Origin of the sequence: Mucilaginibacter pocheonensis (assembly GCF_031456535.1) — a bacterium.
Lineage (GTDB): Bacteria > Bacteroidota > Bacteroidia > Sphingobacteriales > Sphingobacteriaceae > Mucilaginibacter > Mucilaginibacter pocheonensis.
Genome location: NZ_JAVDUU010000002.1, coordinates 667,577 through 688,805, shown reverse-complemented (window position 1 = coordinate 688,805; position 21,229 = coordinate 667,577). Strand labels below are relative to the sequence as shown.

Here is a 21,229-nt window from a genome sequence, read left to right as displayed (position 1 = left end):
ATAAAAACATATTTAGCGGCAATGTAACCAGGCCATTTACTTATGGCAATGGCCCAAATTACATTTCCGACTTAAAATTTATTCTTAAATTGCCCAAAAATCTAATATGATCATGAAGAAAATAATATTAGCTGCTACATTTATAGGCCATAGTATACTTGCCTTGGCGCAAACGGCTCCAGCTAAAGTAAATACCGTAGTTAACGCCGAAGAGGCTTTTAATAAGTTAGTTGAACGTAAAGGAATAAAAGATGGCTTTTTATCTGTTGCCGATCCCGAGGGCATTGTTTTTAAGCCCAATGCTGTTAAAATAACCGATTTTTATAATAGTATTGATAAGCAAGCAGGCAAATTAAGCTGGCAGCCCAAAATTGCCCGCATCTCGGCCAACGGCGACCTGGCCTTTACTGCAGGGCCATACATTTATTCAAATGGCAAAAGTGATGATGATAAACTATATGGAGACTATGTTTCCATTTGGCGTACTGACGCTGAGAATAAGCTAAAATTGCTGGTAGATCTGGGTATACAACACCCTGAACCGGAGCAGGAAGAAATAACTGATTTTAAAGAGCCTACAGCATCACGCACAGCGCCAAGTAAAGATCCGTTTGCTGCAAAAAACATTATCGTTGGCACTGATAAAATATTGAATCACTCTTTAACCATTTCTACATTAGCTGGTTACAAAGAGTTTTTAAGCCCGGAGGCACGTTATTATTTCCCTGGGTTTCAACCAATGACAGGTCCGGATGTTATTATGAAATTTATTAACAACCAAGCCATTGTTATCAGTGCTGAAACCATAGATGGCGGCCGCTCAAGCAGTAACGACCTGGCCTATACCTACGGCCGCGCACGTATTACCAAAGGCAACGTAGTGAGCAATTATAACTATGTGCGTATTTGGGAGTTAGATAAATCGAAAAAATGGGATATCCTGCTCGAAGTTTTCTCTGCAATTGAAAATGAATAACAGGTAACGGAATTATATAAAAGGGAGATGTAGTTGATACATCTCCCTTTTTGTTTAAATAAGCAAGCCTGACGACTTGAATAATTCCTTTAAAACAATTGTTCAATAATATCCGCTGCCGACAGGCCTTCGGCCTCTGCGTGATAGCTTCGTACAATACGGTGGCTTAAAATGGGTTTGGCAATAGCTTGCACGTCCTCAATATCCGGCGAATACTTTCCGTTGATAACAGCATGGCATTTAGCCCCCAGGATCAAAAATTGTGAAGCACGCGGCCCAGCACCCCAACTTAATAAACGATTGATCTGCGGCGAAGCAAACTCTCCGTTAGGGCGCGTTTTTGATACCAGTTTTACTGCATATTCCATTACATGATCAGTAACGGGGATGTTTCTTACCAATTGCTGAAAATAAATGATCTGGCTGGCGTTTAATATTTTATTTACGTCTGTTTGTATAGTACTGGTAGTATTTTTAACAACCTGCAGCTCCTCCTGAAACGTAGGGTAGTTTAACGCAACACTAAACATAAAACGGTCAAGCTGCGCTTCGGGCAATGGATAGGTGCCTTCTTGTTCAATAGGGTTTTGTGTGGCCAATACAAAAAAAGGCTTGGCAAGCTTATGGGTAATTCCTGCGGCAGTAACTGCTTTCTCCTGCATAGCTTCAAGCAAGGCCGCCTGCGTTTTGGGAGGGGTACGGTTAATTTCATCAGCAAGAATGATATTGGAAAAAACCGGGCCGGGTATAAATTTAAAGTTCCGGTCTTCGCCCAATATTTCGGAGCCGATGATATCTGATGGCATCAGGTCGGGCGTAAACTGAATGCGTTTAAAATCAAGGTCAAGCACCTGCGCAATAGTTTGCACAAGCAGCGTTTTGGCCAGGCCCGGCACCCCAACCAGCAAACAATGCCCGTTGCTAAAAATGGATACCAGCACAAATTTTACTACCTCATCCTGCCCAATGATAACTTTGCCTATTTCAGAACGTATTTGCTGATATGCCTGCCTTAAAGCATCTGCAGCTTCCACATCAGAGCGGTGTTGCATATTGTTTTGTTAGGGTTTAACCTGCGCAGTTGCAGGCGATGCAGTGATCCATTTTTTTAACACATCACATGACTGATAGTCCTGGTCAATTTTAATAAAGGTTTCTTTCCGGCGCTTTTCAAACCATTGGCTTATTACGCGGTTGTTTTTATCCTCATAAGCCATATCTTTTAGTTTAGGAAAATCCTGTTCTAAATTTGCCTTATGTGCATTTGTTGCCGATTTAAGGTATAAAATCTTATAGCTTTTTTTACCACCAGCGTCAGTAAACAAATCTGGTTTTGATATACTTCCAATTTTCATGGTGTCTACCGTAAGGGCAACCTTAGGGTCAAGCTTGTCAGTAGGAATGTAAGTTGAACGGCTTTGAACGTTTTCGGCATTCAGCATCATGCCACCGTTGTATTTGGTATCCTTGTCATCAGAATAATAGGCCGCCGCACTTGAAAAATCAATCTTTTTGTTTTTTATCATCAGGTTGTAAATACTATCAGCCTTGATTTTAGCCCTGTCTAAGCTGGCCTGGGTAATTACAGGCGTAATGAGTATATGGCGTACATGCACCTGTTCGCCCCGGCGCTCGATTACCTGTAAAAAGTGGAACCCAAAATCGGTTTCAAACACCGGTGATATTTCTCCCGCCTTAAGTTTAAAGGCATTTGCGGTAAATTCCTTTACAAAGGTAGTACGATCGGCAAAGCCAAGGTCGCCGCCATCCGGAGCCGAACCTGGATCCTGCGAATATAGCCGGGCCAGTGTTCCAAAATCTTCGCCTTTTTTAACCCGTTGACGCAGTTCCTCTGCTTTTTGCTTGTATAATTCCTTTTCCTCTTTATTCAATTGCGGCTGAAACGCTATTTCACCCACTTCAACCTCTTTATTAAAAGATGGGAGGCTATCCTTTGGTATCGATTCAAAATATTTTTTAACGTCCTGAGGGGTTACATTTAATTTTTCAGTAATATGTTGTTGCATTTTTTGCGCAACCATTTGCTCCTTCATATCCGGGCGAATCTCGTCCTTATACTGTATAACCGACCGGCCTAAAAATGCTTCCAGCTTTTCCTGGCCGCCTGCTCTTTGGGTCATTTCACGCATTCTGCGGTCAACATTATTATCAACCTCATCATCCTTCACTTCAATACTGTCAATAGCGGCTTGCTGCGCCAGCAATTTTTGCGTTAACAATGATTGCAGCACACGGCACTTAACTTCGGGATTGGGTTGATTACCTTCAACCAGGTAACGGGCATACTGTGTTTCAATATCTGACTGCAGTATAGGGCTGTTGCCAACAACGGCGGCAATTTTATCAAGCATATGACGCGGACCCGCAACTACAGCCGTATCGGCCTTAGCCGGTGTTTTTGCAGTTGAATCTGATTTAAAAAGTGATTTTGCAGTTGAATCGGGCTTGGTTTGCGCCCCGGCAATTGATATTATGAAAATAAACCCTAAAATGAATACCCCTAACTTTCTCATGTAATGCTCTTATACTCTAAATAAAACGGATTGATAACCCGTTAAAAACTACGAATTTCGGTAAAATTTATTAATTATAGCCGAACAAAAGATGTCAATTAAAATACCACCCTATATAATTGTGCTAATATGGTTATAAAGCTTGAAACGGTTTAACTACTTTTGGTTAAAATTTGTTAAAGTGAAAGTTGAAAATCCAGTAGCATTGCGCTTTTTATTACAGGACGAGCTTTATCTTTTAGATACCGACAGGCCTCTTTATGAAAACAGGGAGACCGCTGAACATATAATTGAAAAGCCTGAACCAGAAACAATAACACAGGCACAGGTTCCAACAATTCAAGTAACTAAGCCTGAGGTAAAAACGCCTGCAGTTACTTTTAATTATCTGGGGAAAAATTTAAAAAGCTTTTTAATACTGGTACACTACCCGGGGCTGGATTTTATTGCTGATGTGCATTTAACCGCTCTGCAAAACATATTAAAACGTAAGGATCTTGAAATTGATGATGTAGCCATACTAAATATGGACAAATACAACACCACCAATCATGACGAGCTGATCAGCTTTTTTAAACCCGCTAAGCTTTTGCTGTTAGGACAGGCAGCCCTGCCGCAAGGTATGGCGCCGCTCGCGCTAAACACCCCGAAACAACTGAATAACTATACTGCTTTATATAGTTTTAGTTTTAATGAGATGATGGAAAGCACCGAAAACAAGAAAACGTTTTGGGAGCAGATGAAAACGCTGTAAGTGCATAGTCCTGATCATTTCACTTTATGTTCTTAATCCTTAATAAATGCAGCAATTAGTTTTTGCAACAAATAACCGCCATAAACTGGAAGAGGTAGCCGCTAAGCTGGACGGTAAAATTCAACTGCTAACCCTCAATGATATTGGTTGTACTGATGATATTGAAGAAACGGGCACAACCTTTAAAGAAAACGCGGCAATAAAAAGCCGTTATATCTATCAAAAATATAAACTGAATTGTTTTGGCGATGACAGCGGGCTGGAAATTGATGCATTGAACGGCGAACCAGGTGTATACTCGGCCAGGTATGCCGGTGAGCATGGTAACCACGCTGCCAATATTAACAAAGTGCTCCTGAATTTAAGCGGTGAAACTAACCGTAAGGCGCGTTTCCATACGGTTATATCATTGATATGGAATGGCGAAGAACACTTTTTTGATGGAACTGTTGAAGGCAGCATCCGCACCAGCCCCAGTGGGACAGATGGTTTTGGTTACGACCCTATATTTGAACCCGACGGATATAGCGTTACGTTTGCCGAAATGAGCATGGCCGAAAAGAACAGGATAAGTCACCGGGCCAAGGCCATGGAAAAACTGATCAATTTCCTGAGCAGTATTGATAAACCTTAATATGCTTTGTTCGGTTATAGAACCAAACAGCCACGCTTAGTTATATTTGGCAGGGTTTATGCTCATATGCATTAAAATACCCTTAATCATGAAAAATATATTTCAAACCTCAATCGCAATCTTATCCCTTATTTTTGTTTTGTCGGCATGTTCGTCTACAAAAAACACTACCTCGAGTAATGTATCACGTGGCAAATTTGTGGGCACATGGACACTAAACAACGTTAGTTATGATGGTCTTGTTCAAAATGCCGTTCAGCAAGTATTTGACCAGGCACCTCCTGAAGCCTTTGCCGGCAGCACCTGGAAACTAACCAATAGTGGCAACGGTGTGTATACTTTAGCAAACGGTGCATCGCAAACCATATTTTGGTCGGTTTATAACGGTGGAACCACAGGTACGCAGTTTCAGTTTAAAAAATTATTTGAAGGCGATAAAGCTAAAAATGTATCTGAAGGCTACCGCTTGGATATAGCCAGCAACGATGGATCAACAATGACCTTAAAATCGCCGGTTGCTGTGGGTAATGGAACAGGATACATCATTTACTCTTTCACCAAAACTAAATAAGCACAGGCTTAAACAAAAAAAAGCTCAAAGCAGAAGAGGATTACACTCTTACTGCTTTGAGCTTTTTTATTTCAAGGGCATTTGGCTGCGTGCCTTAAAAGTTTAAAGGGCTGGCGCAAATTTCAAACAAACCGGGTTGCCAATTTCAAGTTTAAAACCAGTTGGCGTTATTTTACCGGTTGCATTATCAATTCTGAACACAAATATGCTATCGCTGTTTTGGTTAGCCACAAGCAGGAATTTTCCGGTAGGATCAATGGCAAAATCGCGTGGGTTTTTACCCATTGATGATTGGCGCTGAACAAAGGTTAGTTCGCCTGTTTCCTGGTTAATGGAATAAACAATAATTTCGTTGGTTTCCAGCCGGTTTGAGGCATATAAAAAGCGGCCATCGGGCGCTATATGTATAGCGGCCCCGGCGGTTTTCCCTTTAAATCCTTCGGCCAGCAGGGTTATGGTTTGCTTTTGTTTAAGCTTGCCGTTATCATAATCAAATACATAAACGTTTGAACCCATTTCAGTTATCAGGTACGCGTGTTTCTTATCCGGCGAAAAATCTAAATGCCTTGGGCCCTCTCCGGGGGTAACACTCACAAAGGCAGGGTCGGCTGGTGTTAAGGGCGAATTTTTTCCCGAACGGAAACGGTATATATTTATCCGGTCGGTGCCCAGGTCATTATAAAGCACATACTTGCCGTCGGGCGATAATAGGCTCATATGCGCATGAGGACCTTCCTGGCGTTCTTTGTTTGGCCCATGGCCGTCATTGCGTACGGTTTCTACACCGTTTGCCAGTGAGCCATCTTTATTTATGGGCATTACTGTTACCTGTCCGCTCGAATAATTAGCGATAAAAGCATTTTTACGGGCGTTGTCAACTGCAATATAGCAGGGGTTTGATCCCAGGGACGATTGCTTGTTCAAAAACACCATCTTACCGGTTTTAGGCTCAAATGAAAATGAACTTACCTCGCCTTTGGGCAATTCGTTTACGGCATAAATAAACTTGTTGTCGCTGCTTAGGGTTAAATAGGATGGATTTTCAACACCGTCAATCTGGCTTAAATAAGCCAGTCTGCCATTTTCGGCATAAAAGCGGTATATAGCTATTCCCTTACTGGTACCTGTGGTGTAAGTACCTATAACCAGATCATAGGTTGAGGGCCCTTTTTTTGTGATTTGCTTATTTTGCGCGTAAGAAAGCACAGGCAATAATAAGGCCATGATCAAAACAGTTTTTTTCATGTGTGATGACATTAGTTACAAAGCGCAAGATAACAAAACCAACAAAAAACGCCCTGATAAACAGGGCGTTTTTTTATTTTATTAAATGTTTTAACTGGATGATCTCCTGCTCGTCCAGATAACGCCATCTGCCGCGGGGCAGGTCTTTTTTTGTTAGGTTGGCATAAACCACACGGTCAAGCTTTACCACTTCATAGCCCAGGCTTTCAAAAATACGGCGCACAATGCGGTTTTTACCGCTGTGTATCTGTATACCAACTTCCCTTTTTGAGCCGCCGGCAACGTATGACACTGCATCGGGCTTTATTAAGCCGTCCTCCAGCTCAATGCCGAAACCTATTTTATTCAGATCGCCCTGGGTTAAGCTTTTGCTTAGCTCAACCTGGTATAGCTTGGTAATATTGCTGCGCGGATGTGATAGCTTATCTGCCAGTTCACCGTCATTAGTCATTAAAAGCAAACCGGTAGTATTCCTGTCTAAACGGCCTATAGGATAAATGCGCTCTTTGGTTGCTTTTTCAACCAGGTGCATTACCGTACGGCGTTCCTGCGGGTCATCGGTAGTAGTTATATAGTCTTTAGGTTTATTTAATAATACATAAACCATTTTTTCGCGGCGTAAGGTTTCGCCGTTGTATTTGATCTCATCCTTCATCGGATTGATCTTTGCACCCAGTTCATCAACCACCACGCCGTTAACCATTACCACCCCGGCAATAATCAGTTCATCGGCCTTGCGGCGCGAGCAAATGCCCGCGTTTGATATATATCGGTTAAGGCGAATCAATCCGTCATCCTTGGCTTTAGGTTCAGCGGCTTTTTTACGGCCGCGCAACGTTTTTACCGGCGCGTTCTCATCGCGTGTTATTTTATCGTAAACCGGTTTCCGCTGTGGCGGCCTTTCGCCGGAGTATGGTTTAGCTGCGCCTTCGCGCTTTTTAAACCCGCTGGCAGGTCTTTCCCCGAATTTCTTATCGGTTGAACGTTCTCCGGGTTTTGCGCCTGCATCAAAGCTCCTTTTGGGCCTGTCATCAAAATTTGATGTTCTTGCACGGGGCGACGAGTATGGTTTTTTGTCTCCGCTAAAACTTCTTTTTGGTTTTTCATCATCACCGCCTCCCGTTGGCCTGCCCGAATAGGGCTTGCTGCGCGGAGAAAACGATTTTCTATCGCCTGATGATGCACCATCCCTGAAATTGCTTTTAGAGGAAGTATCGCCGGTTGGGCGTCCTGAGTAAGGTTTTGATCTTGATGCTGATTTTTTATCGCCTGATGATGCCCCGTCTCTAAAATTGCTTTTAGGCTTATCATCGCTAAACCTGTTGCTTTGAAATGTTTTGGGTTCGGGCTTTGTGAATTTCTTTTTCTCTCCGTTTGGAGTAGCACGGCCTTTAGCCGTTGCAGGTCTTTTAGGTTTCTCGTCGCTTCCTGAGCTCCGGCCTGCTGTTCTTTTTGGCTTGTCGTCGCGACTACCTGTTGGTCTCTTAAATACCATATTTTTTTGTTTTGCGCTTTCGCAGCGTGAGGGTCAAAGGTACGCTTTTTTGGCAATTTTTAATCAAAAAAATCAAAAATTTTAAGCGGTTCAAAAAGCGGGTTTAAACAGTTTTAAAGCCCGTTTTTGAACCAAAAACAGCCGCTAAAAAAATTAGCAAAAAGCTAAGTATTTGATTATGTGCCTTGTATATCATACCTTTGCAGCACATTTTACCTTAATGTATAGTTAATGATAAAAAAAGAAATGATCAAAAAACACTTATTTACGTGCTCCGTAATGCTGGTGCTGGTTCTCATTTCAAAGCTTAATATTTTCAGCACAACCATCAACAGATCGGTTGTAAATACCGGAGATTTAAGCCATCGGACCTCGAAATTTATTTTTATAAAAAGCAATGCAAATGCATACAATTTTGCAAACGAAGCTTTACCTGTTAATGATGCCAGGGTTACACGTAAACTGACAAAATCGCTTAAACAGCACAATTTTAAAACAGTTCAGTCAACCGTGTTACATCGCAAAGCCGAAAAATGGTTCCCCGTTATTGAGCCACTTTTAAAGCTTTATGGTATCCCCGATGATTTTAAGTACATCCCGCTGGTTGAGTCGGGCCTTTGCGAAGGCACTTCACCAAAAGGAGCCCGTGGTTTATGGCAGTTTATGCCAGGCACGGCACGTACTTATGGCCTTAAGGTAGGCCGTGGTATTGATGAACGTAATAACTTGCGTAAATCAACCATTGCAGCCTGCAAGTACATCAAAGAACTATACGGTGAATTTAATAGCTGGACACTGGCTGCCGCTGCTTATAACAACGGCTCCATTAAACTTGAAAAAGCTATTAACAAACAAAATGAAGATAATTACTTCCGCATGAGCCTGAACCGCGAAACCGGTTCATACATTTACAAGCTTGTTGCCATGAAAGCAATTATCCAGCAACCTAAAAAGTATGGGTACAATGACTATTACGCGATGACCCAGCCTTCTCAATTGCTGAACTTTAATTAAGTATCCTAATTAGTTAAAGAAATATACGGAGCACCCGAGGCCGGCTTTCCCAGATGGAAGGCCGGCCTTTTTGCTTATATTACTGAAGAAGCGATTTAATGTTTTTTTGCCTGAGCCTGAATTGGCGAAAGTTGAGAATCAACGGAATTGATCTTCGCTCCTGGTTAATAGGTAAACTTAGGCATTCCGTTCTCACATGTTACACTTTTTGGAGCGATGATTAGGGAACAATCCGAATATACATCCCATTTTTTATTGAACTCGGCTTGCTGTGCTGTATATTCTTTTGTCTTTTGCAGAAATACCGCCGTATCTATTTTAATGGAATATGCTATATAACCGGTTGCTCCGCCACAAGCTTTTGAGCCTATGGCTGTGAACTTCCATTCACCGGCATCCACACAGTTAAATTGATGTGCCATCGTTTTAATATCAGCATAAAGTTCCGCAAGCTTTTTTTCATCGTCGGCTTTTAGGTTTTCGTGTGTCCTTTTACAGGATACAACAAAAAACAGGAGTATACCGGCGCTGAACAGCAGCATTTGCTTTTTCATAATTATATGATAATGATTTCTTTACAATACGGATCAAAAAGCAATATGCTACAGATGTTTTAAAAATATATTGCCGCACCTTATATCCCCCGGTCCTGAGTCCGCCCACTTCAGGTTACTATGCCTGCATTGCAACCATTATAAGTTCAAAGACGAGACCAGGAACAGTGCGATTAAATTTATGGGCATTCTCTAAATATTAACCTTATCCTGACATGCTTAGCATAAAATCCACATCAATTTTCTTTATCTTTGCGTAATTTTTTAGCAAACGCTTTTAAAGACACCTATCTCATAAAACAGTTTACGTTAGGCTTTTAAAACTAAGCCCGTTTACCCGGGTTTAATAAATTTGGCACCATAATACATGATAAAGGAAATACCTATTGACCTGGGCGAACAAAGCGAAGTTGAAGTTTACGGAGCCCGGGTGCATAACCTAAAAAATATCGACGTTTCTTTTCCGCGCAATAAGCTGGTAGTAATTACCGGCCTCAGCGGCAGCGGAAAATCATCACTGGCCTTTGATACCATTTATGCCGAAGGACAGCGACGCTATATGGAAACATTTTCGGCCTACTCACGCCAGTTCATGGGCGGTATGGAGCGCCCCGATGTGGATAAAGTATCGGGTCTTAGTCCGGTTATTGCCATTGAGCAAAAAACAACGAGTAAGAATCCCCGGTCAACCGTAGGGACCATTACCGAGATATATGATTTTATGCGCTTGCTTTTTGCCCGTACGGGCGACGCCTTTTCTTATACCACAGGCGAAAAAATGGAGCGCATGTCTGAAGATCAGATCCTGAAAACCATTACTGAAAAGTTTGACGGGCAACCGGTTAATATCCTTGCCCCGGTGGTAAAAGCCAGGAAAGGGCATTACCGCGAACTTTTTGAATCGATACGTAAACAGGGCTACCTTAAGGTATGGATTGATGGCGCCATGGTTGATGTTGAACCCAAAATGCAGGTTGATCGTTACAAGATTCATGATATTGACATTGTGGTTGACCGTTTGGTAGTATCTGAAAAGGACAGCAAACGATTATATACCTCTGTACAGGCCGCGCTTAAAATTGCAAAAGGCATTATCAGGGTAGGCGATAAGGACAATAATGTAGCTTATTACAGCAAGTATTTAATGGATCCGGTATCGGGCATATCATATGACGAACCACAGCCAAATACATTTTCTTTTAATTCGCCTTACGGCGCCTGTGAAAAGTGTAACGGTTTAGGATACATTTTTGAGGTTGATGAGGCTTCCGTTATCCCCAACCCTAAGTTGAGCATCCTGAACGGCGGGCTTGCCCCAATAGGCGAATACCGTGAAACCTGGATCTTCCAGGTGCTTAAATCGCTGGCAAAAAAATATGAGTTCTCTTTGTCAACCCCAATTGAGAAACTCACCCGCGAGCAGCTGGATATTATCCTGAACGGATCGCCGGAAATGATCACTGTTGCGGTGGAGTATAACAAATGGAACGTACAAAGCTACCAGATCACTTTTGATGGCATCATCAGGATGCTGGAAGAACAGCAGGAACGCCGCGGCGACGAAGGTGTGGACGATATGGAAAACTATCGCGTGCTTAAAACCTGCCCGGTTTGTGATGGCGCCCGCCTTAAAAAAGAATCATTGCACTTTAAGGTTGATAATAAAAACATATTTGAACTAGCCTGCATGGATATACGTACCCTGCAGGAGTGGTTTACCAACCTGGAAGACAGGCTTACCGAGCGCCAGAATGTTATAGCCAAAGAAATATTAAAAGAGATAAGGGCACGCATTGTGTTCCTGCTTGATGTTGGCCTGAGCTATTTAACACTCGACCGTACAGCCAAAACGCTTTCGGGCGGCGAGGCACAACGCATCAGGCTGGCTACGCAAATTGGCTCACAGCTAATGAATGTAATGTACATTCTTGATGAACCAAGCATTGGTTTGCACCAGCGCGATAACGAGCGTTTAATAAACGCCCTTAAAAACCTGCGCGATCTGGGTAATACCGTACTGGTGGTTGAGCATGACAAGGACATGATACTGGAGGCCGACCACGTAATTGATATGGGGCCTGCCGCTGGTGTACATGGCGGCGAGGTTGTTGCCGAAGGCACGCCGGCCGAACTGATGGCCAGGCACACGCTTACCACCAGCTATATTAATGGCGAGCGCTCTATAGCCATCCCCCAAAAGAGGAGGGAAGGCAATGGCAAAACATTAAGCCTTAAAAAGGCAACAGGGCACAACCTTAAAAAAGTATCTGTTGATTTTCCATTGGGCAAGCTGATCGGGATAACCGGGGTATCGGGCAGCGGGAAATCAAGCCTGGTCACGGAAACTTTGTATCCTATATTGAACCATCATTTTTTCCGCTCCAAGAAGCAACCGTTGCCTTATGAAAAAATTGAGGGCCTTGAAAATATCGACAAGGTTATTGAAATAGACCAAACGCCTATAGGCCGCACACCACGGTCAAACCCTGCCACTTATACAGGGGTGTTCTCTGATATCCGTAACCTGTATGTAGCATTGCCCGAATCAAGGATCAGGGGGTATAAGCCAGGGCGTTTTTCGTTCAATGTTAAAGGAGGGCGTTGTGAAACCTGCCAGGGCGCAGGCATGAAGGTTATTGAAATGAACTTTTTGCCCGATGTACAGGTTCCGTGCGAAGAATGCGGCGGCCGGCGCTACAACCGTGAAACACTGGAGGTTCGCTACCGCGGCAAATCCATCAGTGATGTGCTGGACATGAGCATTGAGGATGCCACTCCATTTTTTGAGCATATCCCTTCTATTTACCGCAAAGTAAAAACATTGTTTGACGTTGGCCTGGGTTATATAACCCTGGGACAGGCCTCAACTACCCTATCAGGCGGCGAGGCTCAGCGTGTTAAGCTGGCTACTGAGTTATCAAAAAAAGACACCGGCAATACTTTTTATATATTGGACGAGCCCACAACCGGCCTCCACTTTGAAGACATCAACGTGCTTTTAGGGGTGCTTTACCAATTGGTTGATAAAGGAAATACGGTACTGGTAATTGAGCATAACCTTGATGTAATAAAGGTGGCCGACCATGTGATAGATCTTGGCCCCGAAGGTGGCTCGGGCGGCGGTAATATATTATTTGCCGGCACCCCCGAAGGGCTGTGCAAAGTAAAGAACAGCTTTACCGGCCAGTTTCTGAAAAAGGAAATGGGGATAAAATAAAAAACTGTGTCGCTATGTTTCAGCGTCTCGTGATCAGGTAACCAATTTAATTGCATGTTCATAATACTTACGAAGTTTAAAACTTCGTAAGTATATCGCCCCTATAAAATCATTAATCACTTTTTCTTCTGCTTGGCAATCCGATACTCCAACGTATCATATCTCCTATAATAGGATAGATATCGTTATGTTTAGCACCAAATCTAAAAACCTTGGTATGTTCATCGTATTTTCCAATATCCCTGTTATAACCTTCATCTTCGGAGGGAAGGTATTCTGTTAGTCCCTCGAGACCATGGAAAACTCGCTCTTCTTCAGAAAAATCATAGTATCTCCACATCGGGTTATCATGACTAAAATCAAGGATTTTAATATTTGAAGACAAAAGTTTCGCATTCTCCGTTCCAGCCCATTCTTTATTCTTTCCGAAAGCCAAGTCAAACGTGAGCTTCGCTAATGCCTTAAGAACAACAGGTTGTGCAGCTACAGTTAACTGTTTCGAAGATACGTCATTAATATTATTAATACTTAAAACATTCTCCCAAAACTCACGGGCGATTTCAAGCTTAGGTTCTATAAAAGCAGGAACAGCACCATTGATATTAGTCTTATTCATGAATAACAGCGCATTAATAGCAACCAATTCTTGTCTAGTTAAACCCGAACTATTCCAATCTGTTTTTTCTTTATCATTGATTAATGAAAAATTAAATTCATTAAATAAATCATCAATGATAACCTCCTTAACAAATGAGTTTACGGGATTAGACCCATCAAAATTTAAAGCTAAACTTTTATCGACCTTTTTACTTAGATTATTTAAGTCGTGGAAAAGTTGCCTTTCCTGATCTATACTTAATCCGAGATGTACTTCCAATGAAACATAACACTCTCTTAACATTTCAAAGCAGTCCGCCCAAACATTTAATTGTTCTGTCGACATATCTGCTTTGGAATCTCCTTTGTATAATGAGCCTTTTGTTGGATATCTATGATAGGTTGCGATATTCTTTAAGAATTCATAAGTTAAATGAAGTCCCATTCTCCTATGCTGGCCGTCAACAATCCATAATGTGTCACCAGGATTCAGATATATTTTAAAACAGGATGTTTCTCCCTCCAAAGTCTGTAATGGGGTTACTTTTAAGTTTGTTCCATTTGGCTCGCAATTTCTCAATGAAGCCACAAGCGGGGGTATAGATAAGTAAGGTTGCATCCCAAGATTTTTTTGAATTTCTTCTAATGCTTTAGAAATAGGCAAACCGTGTTTTTGCTTTTTTCTTCTCGCGGCGGTTAGCAAACCTTTCAAAATATAGGTCGCAATATTTGAAGCGTGATTGATGTCTAATTTACGTTGTGCGATTTCAGTTGAACTTTTTGATTGCTCATTAGCAACTTCTGTCATTTCTTGTATTTCAAATAACGACAAGCTTACCGTGAATGTTCTATATCCAATATTAAACCCGATAAAGGTTTTAACAGGACGTCCATACGAGTTTTGTGTTGACAAAGCTTCTTCTAAAGAGAATACCTGAGAATAATTTTCCATGATTTTTTTTTAACGAAGATAAACAAATAATTAAAATAAAATGCCAGGATTTTTATTTAATTATCCTGGATGATAAAAATAAATCCCTGGATGATTATAAAAGTTCTATAATTGAATTAGCTGATCATAATTCCATAAATTATATAACACTTCCATTTAACTTCATCCTTACTTCATATTGCAACAATACTTTTGCACAAGCACATTTAAAATTTTACCATTTTTGCATTTAAAATTTAATAGGTGCAGCATAACAGCTTAGATAGGTTTAAAAAACTGCAGGTAATTATTTTAGTTGCCTGTTACTTTTTTATTGCAGTATCGCACCTGTTTTTTTTGCCAAGACTAACACAACTGACAGACAGGAACGCCAGAAGCCACAATTCTATTTTTAAGCGTAAGTCCGAAGTTTCTATCGCCGGCATTAACCACATAAATTTTCTTAAACGCACGGATAAGTTTATTGTAAATGATAAAAAATCGGCAATTGACCTGCTGAATATGGTTGTGGGCAGTTTTATATTACTGCTGTTCATGCAACAGATATGGAAGCTCGATCCAAAATACTACCTAACATTCAGATGGTTACCCATCAATTCGCAACTCACTTATTTAACCTGCTGCACTTTTAAAATTTGATTTACGCATTCGCCATGATCTGAGCAGAACGCCCGGATCTTGTATTTCAAATTAGTTCATCAATCATTTACCGGTATTTACTGCTCGCTGCTTGTAATTGCTGCGCCATATCATAATAGCGCTCATTTTGGCTGATCTGTACTGCCGGGATATCCCATTCCAGGAAACTTAAAATGCACGGTTTAAAAAGAAAAATACTTATGGGTATGGGTCTACTCCTTACCCTGCATACTTATGCGCAACAAAATAACCCGCCGGTGGGTTTAAAAACGCTGCTTACCCGGGTTGATCAAAATGCGCCCACGCTGCTTACCGACTCGGCCGCTATCGATATCCGGCGGGCCCAGGCGGCCGAAACACGTAATAACTGGCTGCCCAATCTAAAACTTAATTACCAGGCCGATGTAGGCACCAATAATAATGTGGCAGGCCCATACTTTGGTTTTGGCATTATTCCTTCAAACTCCAGGGGGGTGCGTACCACTGATAATACAACTGCCGTATCTGCCAATGTAGGTGTGGCGGCCCTTGACTGGGAGATCTACAATTTTGGCGCGTATGGCGCTCAAAACAAAGTAGCCAATTCAGACATACAGGTGGAGCAAAACCAATTCGCACGCTCGCGCTATCAGTTGCAGGCTTATACCATTAATAACTACCTGCAATTGCTGCGCCTGCATAACTTGTTGTCAATACAGGCCCACAACATACAACGGAACACAGAAATTCTCCGATCAGTGCAGTCGCTCGCCAAAAGCGGGGTAAGGGCAGGGGTCGACACCAGCATTTCGGAGGCCGAATTATCAAAAGCCAGGTTAAATTATATTGAATTGGCCAACCAGGAAAAGCAGGTGCAGCTGCAGCTTTCGGCGGTAAGCGGCATGCCCTATCAATCCATTGTAGCAGATACCTCTGTCGAAACCATGCTGATCGGTCAATCATCAGCTGTAAGGTCATTAAACCCCGATACCAGTAACCACCCCCTTATTAACTATTACAGGTCGGTATATCAAAACAGCCTGCAACGCGAGGATATGGTAAAAAAAAGCTACAACCCTAAAATATTACTGGAGGGAGCAGTTTGGGGCAGGGGTTCAAGTGTTGATGCGAACGATCATTTCAACCCTCTTTCAAGCGGCTGGGGGTTTGACCGGAACAATTACCTGGTAGGTATAGGCATATCCTATAATTTGGTTGACCTGCGCCGCAAACAGCTCAAACTGCGCACCCAAAAGGCCTCCACCAATTATAATTCGCAAAAACTGGCGGAGCAAAAACAATTGCTGGCCATAAACATAAGCCAGGCTGATGTGGAACTGGAAACTGCCCGGCAGCGCTTAGAAGAAATCCCGCGCCAGCTGAAAGCAGCAAACGACGGGTATCGGCAAAAGCTATCCCTGTATAAAAATGGCTTAACAGATATCATTGAGCTTAATGCCGCGCTCAACATCCTTTATCGTGCCGAAACAGATTACGCCCAGGCTAAATACAGCTACTCGGGAGCGTTGTTTCAAAAAGCGGTTACCGCAAACCAGGTCGGCACAATTTTAAACCTTTTAAAATAACTTAACTATGTCAATGGTCACATCAGCACTAAAAAGGCCAATCACTACGGTGGTGATCACTATGAGCCTTTTGATATTTGCAGTGCTTAGTGCAATAAAAATACCGATAGATATTTTCCCGCAGTTAAACCTGCCAACCATATATGTAATTGAATCATACGGCGGCATGTCGCCGCAGCAAATGGAAGGTTTCTTCTCCACGCGTATGCAGGATCAGTTTCTGTACGTAAACGGGGTAAAAACCATTACAAGCAAAAACATACAGGGTTTAACCATGCTTAAGCTGAGCTTTTATGAAAGCACAGATATGGCCGAAGCCGAAGCCCAGGTGGCCCTGCAGGTTAACCGGGCCATGAAGTTCTTTCCGCCCGGCGCGTTGCCGCCCCAGGTTGTCCGTTTTGATGCTTCCTCTTTGCCGGTTGGCCAACTGGTGTTATCCGCGCCATCCCGAAGCCTCAAAGAGATCTATGACATGGCCGCAACCCGTATCAGGCCCATGTTTGCTTCGGTTCCGGGCCTGTCTGCTCCACCTCCATTTGGCGCCAATTCACGGTCAATAACCGTAAATGTTGACCCCAATAAGTTGCGCAGTTATAATTTAACGCCTGATCAGGTGGTTGAGGCACTGGCCAAGTTCAATGTCATGTCGCCATCAGGTTACCTGCGTTTGGACAATACCATGTTTGTTACTTCTATTAACACGCTTGTAAAAAAGGTTGATGAGTTTGGCAATATTCCGGTGGTTACCAAAAATGGGGTGCCTGTTTTGGTAAAAGATGTGGCCCGCGTGGCCGATGCCAGCGACGTTACCGTAGATTATGCCCTGATAAACGGCAAGCGCTCGGTTTACATTCCGGTAGTAAAAACTGCCGATGCCAGTACCTGGAGTGTGGTTCAATCGCTAAAAAGCAAAATACCCGAGATGCAAAGCTTACTGCCCGATGATGTAAAGATCTCCTATGAATTTGACCAGTCGGTTTTTGTGATCAACGCGGTAAAAAGCTTAATGACCGAGGGTGGCTTAGGCGCTATACTTACAGGCCTGATGGTGCTGCTGTTCCTGCGCGACTGGCGAAGCAGCCTTATCGTAGTGATCACCATACCGGTATCTATCCTCATTGGCGTATTGCTATTAAGCCTGTTTGGCCAAACCATCAATATCATGACTCTGAGCGGACTGGCCCTTGCCATTGGTATTCTGGTGGACCAGGCCACCGTGACCATTGAAAACATACATCAGCACCTGGAAATGGGTAAAAGCAAAGCACAGGCCATTTATGATGCCTGTGAAGAAATTTCTTTCCCGTTATTGCTCATATTGCTTTGCATCCTGGCGGTATTTGCACCATCATTTATGATGAATGGCGTACCCAAAGCCATGTTTCTGCCTTTGTCCATGTCGATAGGCTTAACCATGATCGTATCGTACATACTGGCGCAAACACTGGTGCCAATTTTATCAAACTGGCTCATTAAAGCCGAAGTTTACCAACATTATGAGCATGGCGAACTGCATGCCCACGCGGGCGAAGCGCTGAATAAGCCCGAGGAAGAACAGGTTATACACCATTTAAAACAAGAGCAGCAACATCCTGAAAAAAATGATCTTTTTGAAAAGGTTAAGATGCGGTTTGTGAGCATTATACAAGGCCTCATGCCCGCCAAAAAGCTTATCGTACCGGTTTATCTTGTTGTGGTAATAGCGCTGGCGGGCTTATGTTTTGTTTTTATTGGGAAAGATATGATGCCCAGGCTCAATAACGGGCAGTTCCAGATCAGGATAAAAGAACCTGACGGAACCCGGCTGGAACGTACCGAAGATAAATTAAAACAGGTGCTTCAAATTATTGACAGTACGGTAAATCATCATGTAGCCATCAGTTCGGGTTATGTGGGCTTAATACCCAGCAGCTATGGCTCCAGCAACATGTATATATTCAATACCGGTACCCATGAGGCTGTTTTGCAGGTTAACCTTGACCCGGAGTACAAAATGAACATGGATGAACTGAAGGACGCACTGCGTAAAAACATCGGGGCACGACTGCCCGAGCTGCGTATCACCTTTGAGCCTATTGACATGACCGAAAAGATCATGAGCCAGGGAGCCGCTACGCCAATTGAAATAAGGGTAGCCGGCAAGGATATGGCACAGATTGAAAACTATGCCAATAAAGTACTGACCAGGCTTAAAAACATCACTTATCTGCGCGATGTGCAGATTGTACAGCCCCTGAAGTTTCCGGTGGTAACAATCACTTTAGATCGTTTAAAGGCTGCCCAATTGGGCCTGAACGTAACGGATATTGCCCGTTCAGTTACGGCCAGCACCTCGTCAAGCCGTTTTACCGAAAAAAACCAGTGGCTCGATGAAAAATCGGCTTACACCTACCAGGTGCAGGTGCAAATACCTGAATATGTGATGAACACCATGGATGAGCTTAAAGAAATTCCGTTGGTAAAAGGGCAGAACACTCCGGTTTTGGGTGATATAGCCGACTTTAAAGTAAAGTACGTTCCGGGCGAATATGATCGTTCAGGCCCCAGGCGGTTCCTTACCGTAAGCGCAAATATCTATAAAAAAGACCTTGGTACCGCAACTAACGATGTACGGCAGGCTATTAAATCGGTTGGCACACCACCCAAAGGTTTAATTGCCGAGGTAAAAGGGATGTCAAACCTGCTAACCGAAACGCTCACCAGCTTGCAGAATGGTTTAGCCTTCGCCATACTGGTAATATTGTTATTGCTGGCGGCTAATTATCAGTCGTTCAAGTTGTCGCTTACGGTATTATCAACTATACCGGCGGTAATACTGGGATCATTAACGGCATTGCTGCTGACAGGGTCAACGCTTAACCTGCAATCGTATATGGGCATGATCATGTCAACAGGGGTTTCTGTGGCTAATGCCATCCTCATTGTTACCAATGCCGAAACCCTGCGTTTAAATTATAAAGATTCTACCCGGGCAGCAGTAACCAGTGCCGCTATCAGGTTAAGGCCAATACTCATGACCAGCCTGGCCATGATGGCCGGTATGGTACCCATGGCATCGGGCATGGGCGAAGCCGGCGAACAAACCGCGCCGTTGGGCCGGGCTGTTATAGGCGGGCTGTTCGCGTCAACAATTGCCGCCCTGTTCATATTACCCCTGGTATTTGCATGGGTTCAACAAAAAACCACCTATAATTCGCCTTCACTAATGCAGGGTGTAAACACAAATGAAACAAAAGAACTTCAAACCGTAATAATAGAACCATGAAATCAAGATCCATCATATTAATAGGCGGCGTTTGCTTGTTTGCCGCCTGTTCCGGAAACCAAAAGCCTGTGGATATGACCCGGCAGGAAACAAAAAACAAAAATCAGTATCAAGTTGGGAGTATAACAGAAAAAGCGCTTTCAAGTAATGCACGTTTGCCCGGTCAGCTAAAGCCTTTTAATGAGGTTAACATTTTCCCAAAAGTGAATGGTTTTGTTAAAAAGTTATTTGTTGACCGCGGTACCATCGTAAAAAAGGGCGAGCTGCTGATAACCCTTGAAGCACCGGAAATGGAATCACAGTTACAGGCCGCCAATTCGCGCTATTTACAGGCCCAGGAAAACGCGCTGGCCAGCAAAGAGAAATATCGTCGCTTAAAAGAAGCTGCCAAAGAGCCCGGCTCGGTATCGCCGCTTGACCTGGATAATGCCATGGCCAAAATGAAGGCCGACGATGCCATGGCCCAGGCAGAGCGGTCAAATGTTGCATCTGTGCGCACGGTGCAGGATTATCTGAACATACGCGCGCCGTTTGATGGTATGATTGTTCAGCGGAATGTATCAGCCGGGGCGCTGGTATCGCCGGGCAAAGGTACCGATCAGCCCATGTTGGTGCTGCAGGACATCAGCAAGCTGCGACTGGAGGTGTATATCCCCGAAAACTATGTTGATCAGGTTGATTTAAAGCAGCCGGTTAAATTTACCTTTAATGCCATGCCAGGGGTTGAGCAAACCGCGAAAATAAGCCGCTCGGCCAACTCGTTGGGCAATATGCGCTCAGAGGCTATTGAAATTGATGTTCAAGATAAAAGCGGACAGCTTAAGCCCGGGATGTATGCCGAAGTGAGGATACCGGTGCTTTCGGGCGCTAAATCATTGCTGGCCCCCAACAATGCCATCGTAAGGTCAACCGAGCGCGAGTATATAGTGGCGGTTAAAAAAGGGCGGGCTGCTTTGATCGATATAAAGGAGGGTTTAAGCCGGAACGACTCGACCCAGGTATTTGGTGATCTGAAAGACGGCGATAAGATACTAAACCATGCCAATGATGAAGTGAAGGAGGGAACAATCATTCAATAAAATAGGGGCCGCCCGGTGCTGATACATTGGGGCGGCCTGTATTTTGTCGGTAATTGCCCGTTCAATTGTCGTATTACACCCCCATCCATTTGCGTTCCAACACCGATTTTTGTATTGTCAATCAAACTGTATTTTAAG

Annotated in this window: 16 protein-coding genes; 10 read left to right on the top strand and 6 right to left on the bottom strand. The window is 43.2% G+C overall.

Annotated elements, in window-relative coordinates; all coding sequences use genetic code 11:
• The first annotated feature begins 112 nt into the window (after nucleotides 1–112).
• The gene (locus J2W55_RS09925) at nucleotides 113–976 is read left to right on the top strand and encodes a hypothetical protein (protein WP_310095023.1); all 864 of its coding nucleotides are present in this window, start codon (nucleotides 113–115) and stop codon (nucleotides 974–976) included.
• 89 nt (nucleotides 977–1,065) lie between these two features.
• Here J2W55_RS09925 and J2W55_RS09920 read toward each other — a convergent pair whose 3' ends face one another.
• Together J2W55_RS09920 and J2W55_RS09915 are read right to left on the bottom strand one after the other, a co-directional pair.
• Entirely contained in the window at nucleotides 1,066–2,028 is a 963-nt protein-coding gene (locus J2W55_RS09920; protein WP_310095020.1) for an AAA family ATPase, read from the bottom strand.
• Nucleotides 2,029–2,037: 9 nt separating this feature from the next.
• A complete protein-coding gene (locus tag J2W55_RS09915; RefSeq protein WP_310095017.1) occupies nucleotides 2,038–3,510 on the bottom strand; it encodes a peptidylprolyl isomerase in 1,473 nt (490 codons plus the stop codon).
• A gap of 181 nt (nucleotides 3,511–3,691) precedes the next feature.
• Here J2W55_RS09915 and J2W55_RS09910 point away from each other — a divergent pair, with 181 nt between their 5' ends.
• From J2W55_RS09910 to J2W55_RS09900, 3 genes are all read left to right on the top strand, one after another.
• The gene (locus tag J2W55_RS09910) at nucleotides 3,692–4,264 is read left to right on the top strand and encodes a hypothetical protein (protein WP_310095014.1); all 573 of its coding nucleotides are present in this window, start codon (nucleotides 3,692–3,694) and stop codon (nucleotides 4,262–4,264) included.
• Nucleotides 4,265–4,310: 46 nt separating this feature from the next.
• On the top strand, nucleotides 4,311–4,898 hold the full coding sequence (locus J2W55_RS09905; protein WP_310095013.1) for a non-canonical purine NTP diphosphatase: 588 nt from the start codon (nucleotides 4,311–4,313) through the stop codon (nucleotides 4,896–4,898).
• 88 nt (nucleotides 4,899–4,986) lie between these two features.
• The gene (locus J2W55_RS09900; RefSeq protein WP_310095011.1) at nucleotides 4,987–5,469 is read left to right on the top strand and encodes a hypothetical protein; all 483 of its coding nucleotides are present in this window, start codon (nucleotides 4,987–4,989) and stop codon (nucleotides 5,467–5,469) included.
• 102 nt (nucleotides 5,470–5,571) lie between these two features.
• Here the strand turns inward: J2W55_RS09900 and J2W55_RS09895 are convergent, their stop codons facing one another.
• Together J2W55_RS09895 and J2W55_RS09890 are read right to left on the bottom strand one after the other, a co-directional pair.
• Nucleotides 5,572–6,714, bottom strand: a complete 1,143-nt coding sequence (locus tag J2W55_RS09895; protein WP_310095008.1) for a lactonase family protein — start codon at nucleotides 6,712–6,714, stop codon at nucleotides 5,572–5,574.
• A gap of 73 nt (nucleotides 6,715–6,787) precedes the next feature.
• Nucleotides 6,788–8,209, bottom strand: a complete 1,422-nt coding sequence (locus J2W55_RS09890) for a pseudouridine synthase (protein WP_310095007.1) — start codon at nucleotides 8,207–8,209, stop codon at nucleotides 6,788–6,790.
• 231 nt (nucleotides 8,210–8,440) lie between these two features.
• Here J2W55_RS09890 and J2W55_RS09885 point away from each other — a divergent pair, with 231 nt between their 5' ends.
• Nucleotides 8,441–9,223, top strand: a complete 783-nt coding sequence (locus J2W55_RS09885; RefSeq protein ID WP_310095004.1) for a lytic transglycosylase domain-containing protein — start codon at nucleotides 8,441–8,443, stop codon at nucleotides 9,221–9,223.
• A gap of 164 nt (nucleotides 9,224–9,387) precedes the next feature.
• Here J2W55_RS09885 and J2W55_RS09880 read toward each other — a convergent pair whose 3' ends face one another.
• Nucleotides 9,388–9,777 (bottom strand): hypothetical protein, encoded by a 390-nt coding sequence (locus J2W55_RS09880; RefSeq protein ID WP_310095001.1) that lies wholly within the window; start codon nucleotides 9,775–9,777, stop codon nucleotides 9,388–9,390.
• Nucleotides 9,778–10,144: 367 nt separating this feature from the next.
• Here J2W55_RS09880 and uvrA point away from each other — a divergent pair, with 367 nt between their 5' ends.
• Complete coding sequence (uvrA, locus tag J2W55_RS09875; RefSeq protein WP_310094998.1) at nucleotides 10,145–12,994, top strand: excinuclease ABC subunit UvrA; 2,850 nt, start codon at nucleotides 10,145–10,147, stop codon at nucleotides 12,992–12,994.
• 112 nt (nucleotides 12,995–13,106) lie between these two features.
• Here the strand turns inward: uvrA and J2W55_RS09870 are convergent, their stop codons facing one another.
• Entirely contained in the window at nucleotides 13,107–14,543 is a 1,437-nt protein-coding gene (locus tag J2W55_RS09870) for a DNA sulfur modification protein DndB (protein ID WP_310094993.1), read from the bottom strand.
• A gap of 243 nt (nucleotides 14,544–14,786) precedes the next feature.
• Between J2W55_RS09870 and J2W55_RS09865 the strand changes: the two genes are divergently transcribed.
• From J2W55_RS09865 to J2W55_RS09850, 4 genes are all read left to right on the top strand, one after another.
• Nucleotides 14,787–15,182 (top strand): hypothetical protein, encoded by a 396-nt coding sequence (locus J2W55_RS09865; protein ID WP_310094990.1) that lies wholly within the window; start codon nucleotides 14,787–14,789, stop codon nucleotides 15,180–15,182.
• Nucleotides 15,183–15,388: 206 nt separating this feature from the next.
• Nucleotides 15,389–16,747: a TolC family protein gene (locus J2W55_RS09860; protein WP_310094987.1), complete on the top strand. Its 1,359-nt coding sequence runs from the start codon at nucleotides 15,389–15,391 to the stop codon at nucleotides 16,745–16,747.
• A gap of 13 nt (nucleotides 16,748–16,760) precedes the next feature.
• Complete coding sequence (locus J2W55_RS09855) at nucleotides 16,761–20,012, top strand: efflux RND transporter permease subunit (protein WP_310094984.1); 3,252 nt, start codon at nucleotides 16,761–16,763, stop codon at nucleotides 20,010–20,012.
• Entirely contained in the window at nucleotides 20,009–21,091 is a 1,083-nt protein-coding gene (locus tag J2W55_RS09850) for an efflux RND transporter periplasmic adaptor subunit (RefSeq protein ID WP_310094981.1), read from the top strand. Before J2W55_RS09855 ends, J2W55_RS09850 begins: the two co-directional genes overlap by 4 nt.
• The last annotated feature ends 138 nt before the right edge of the window (nucleotides 21,092–21,229 follow it).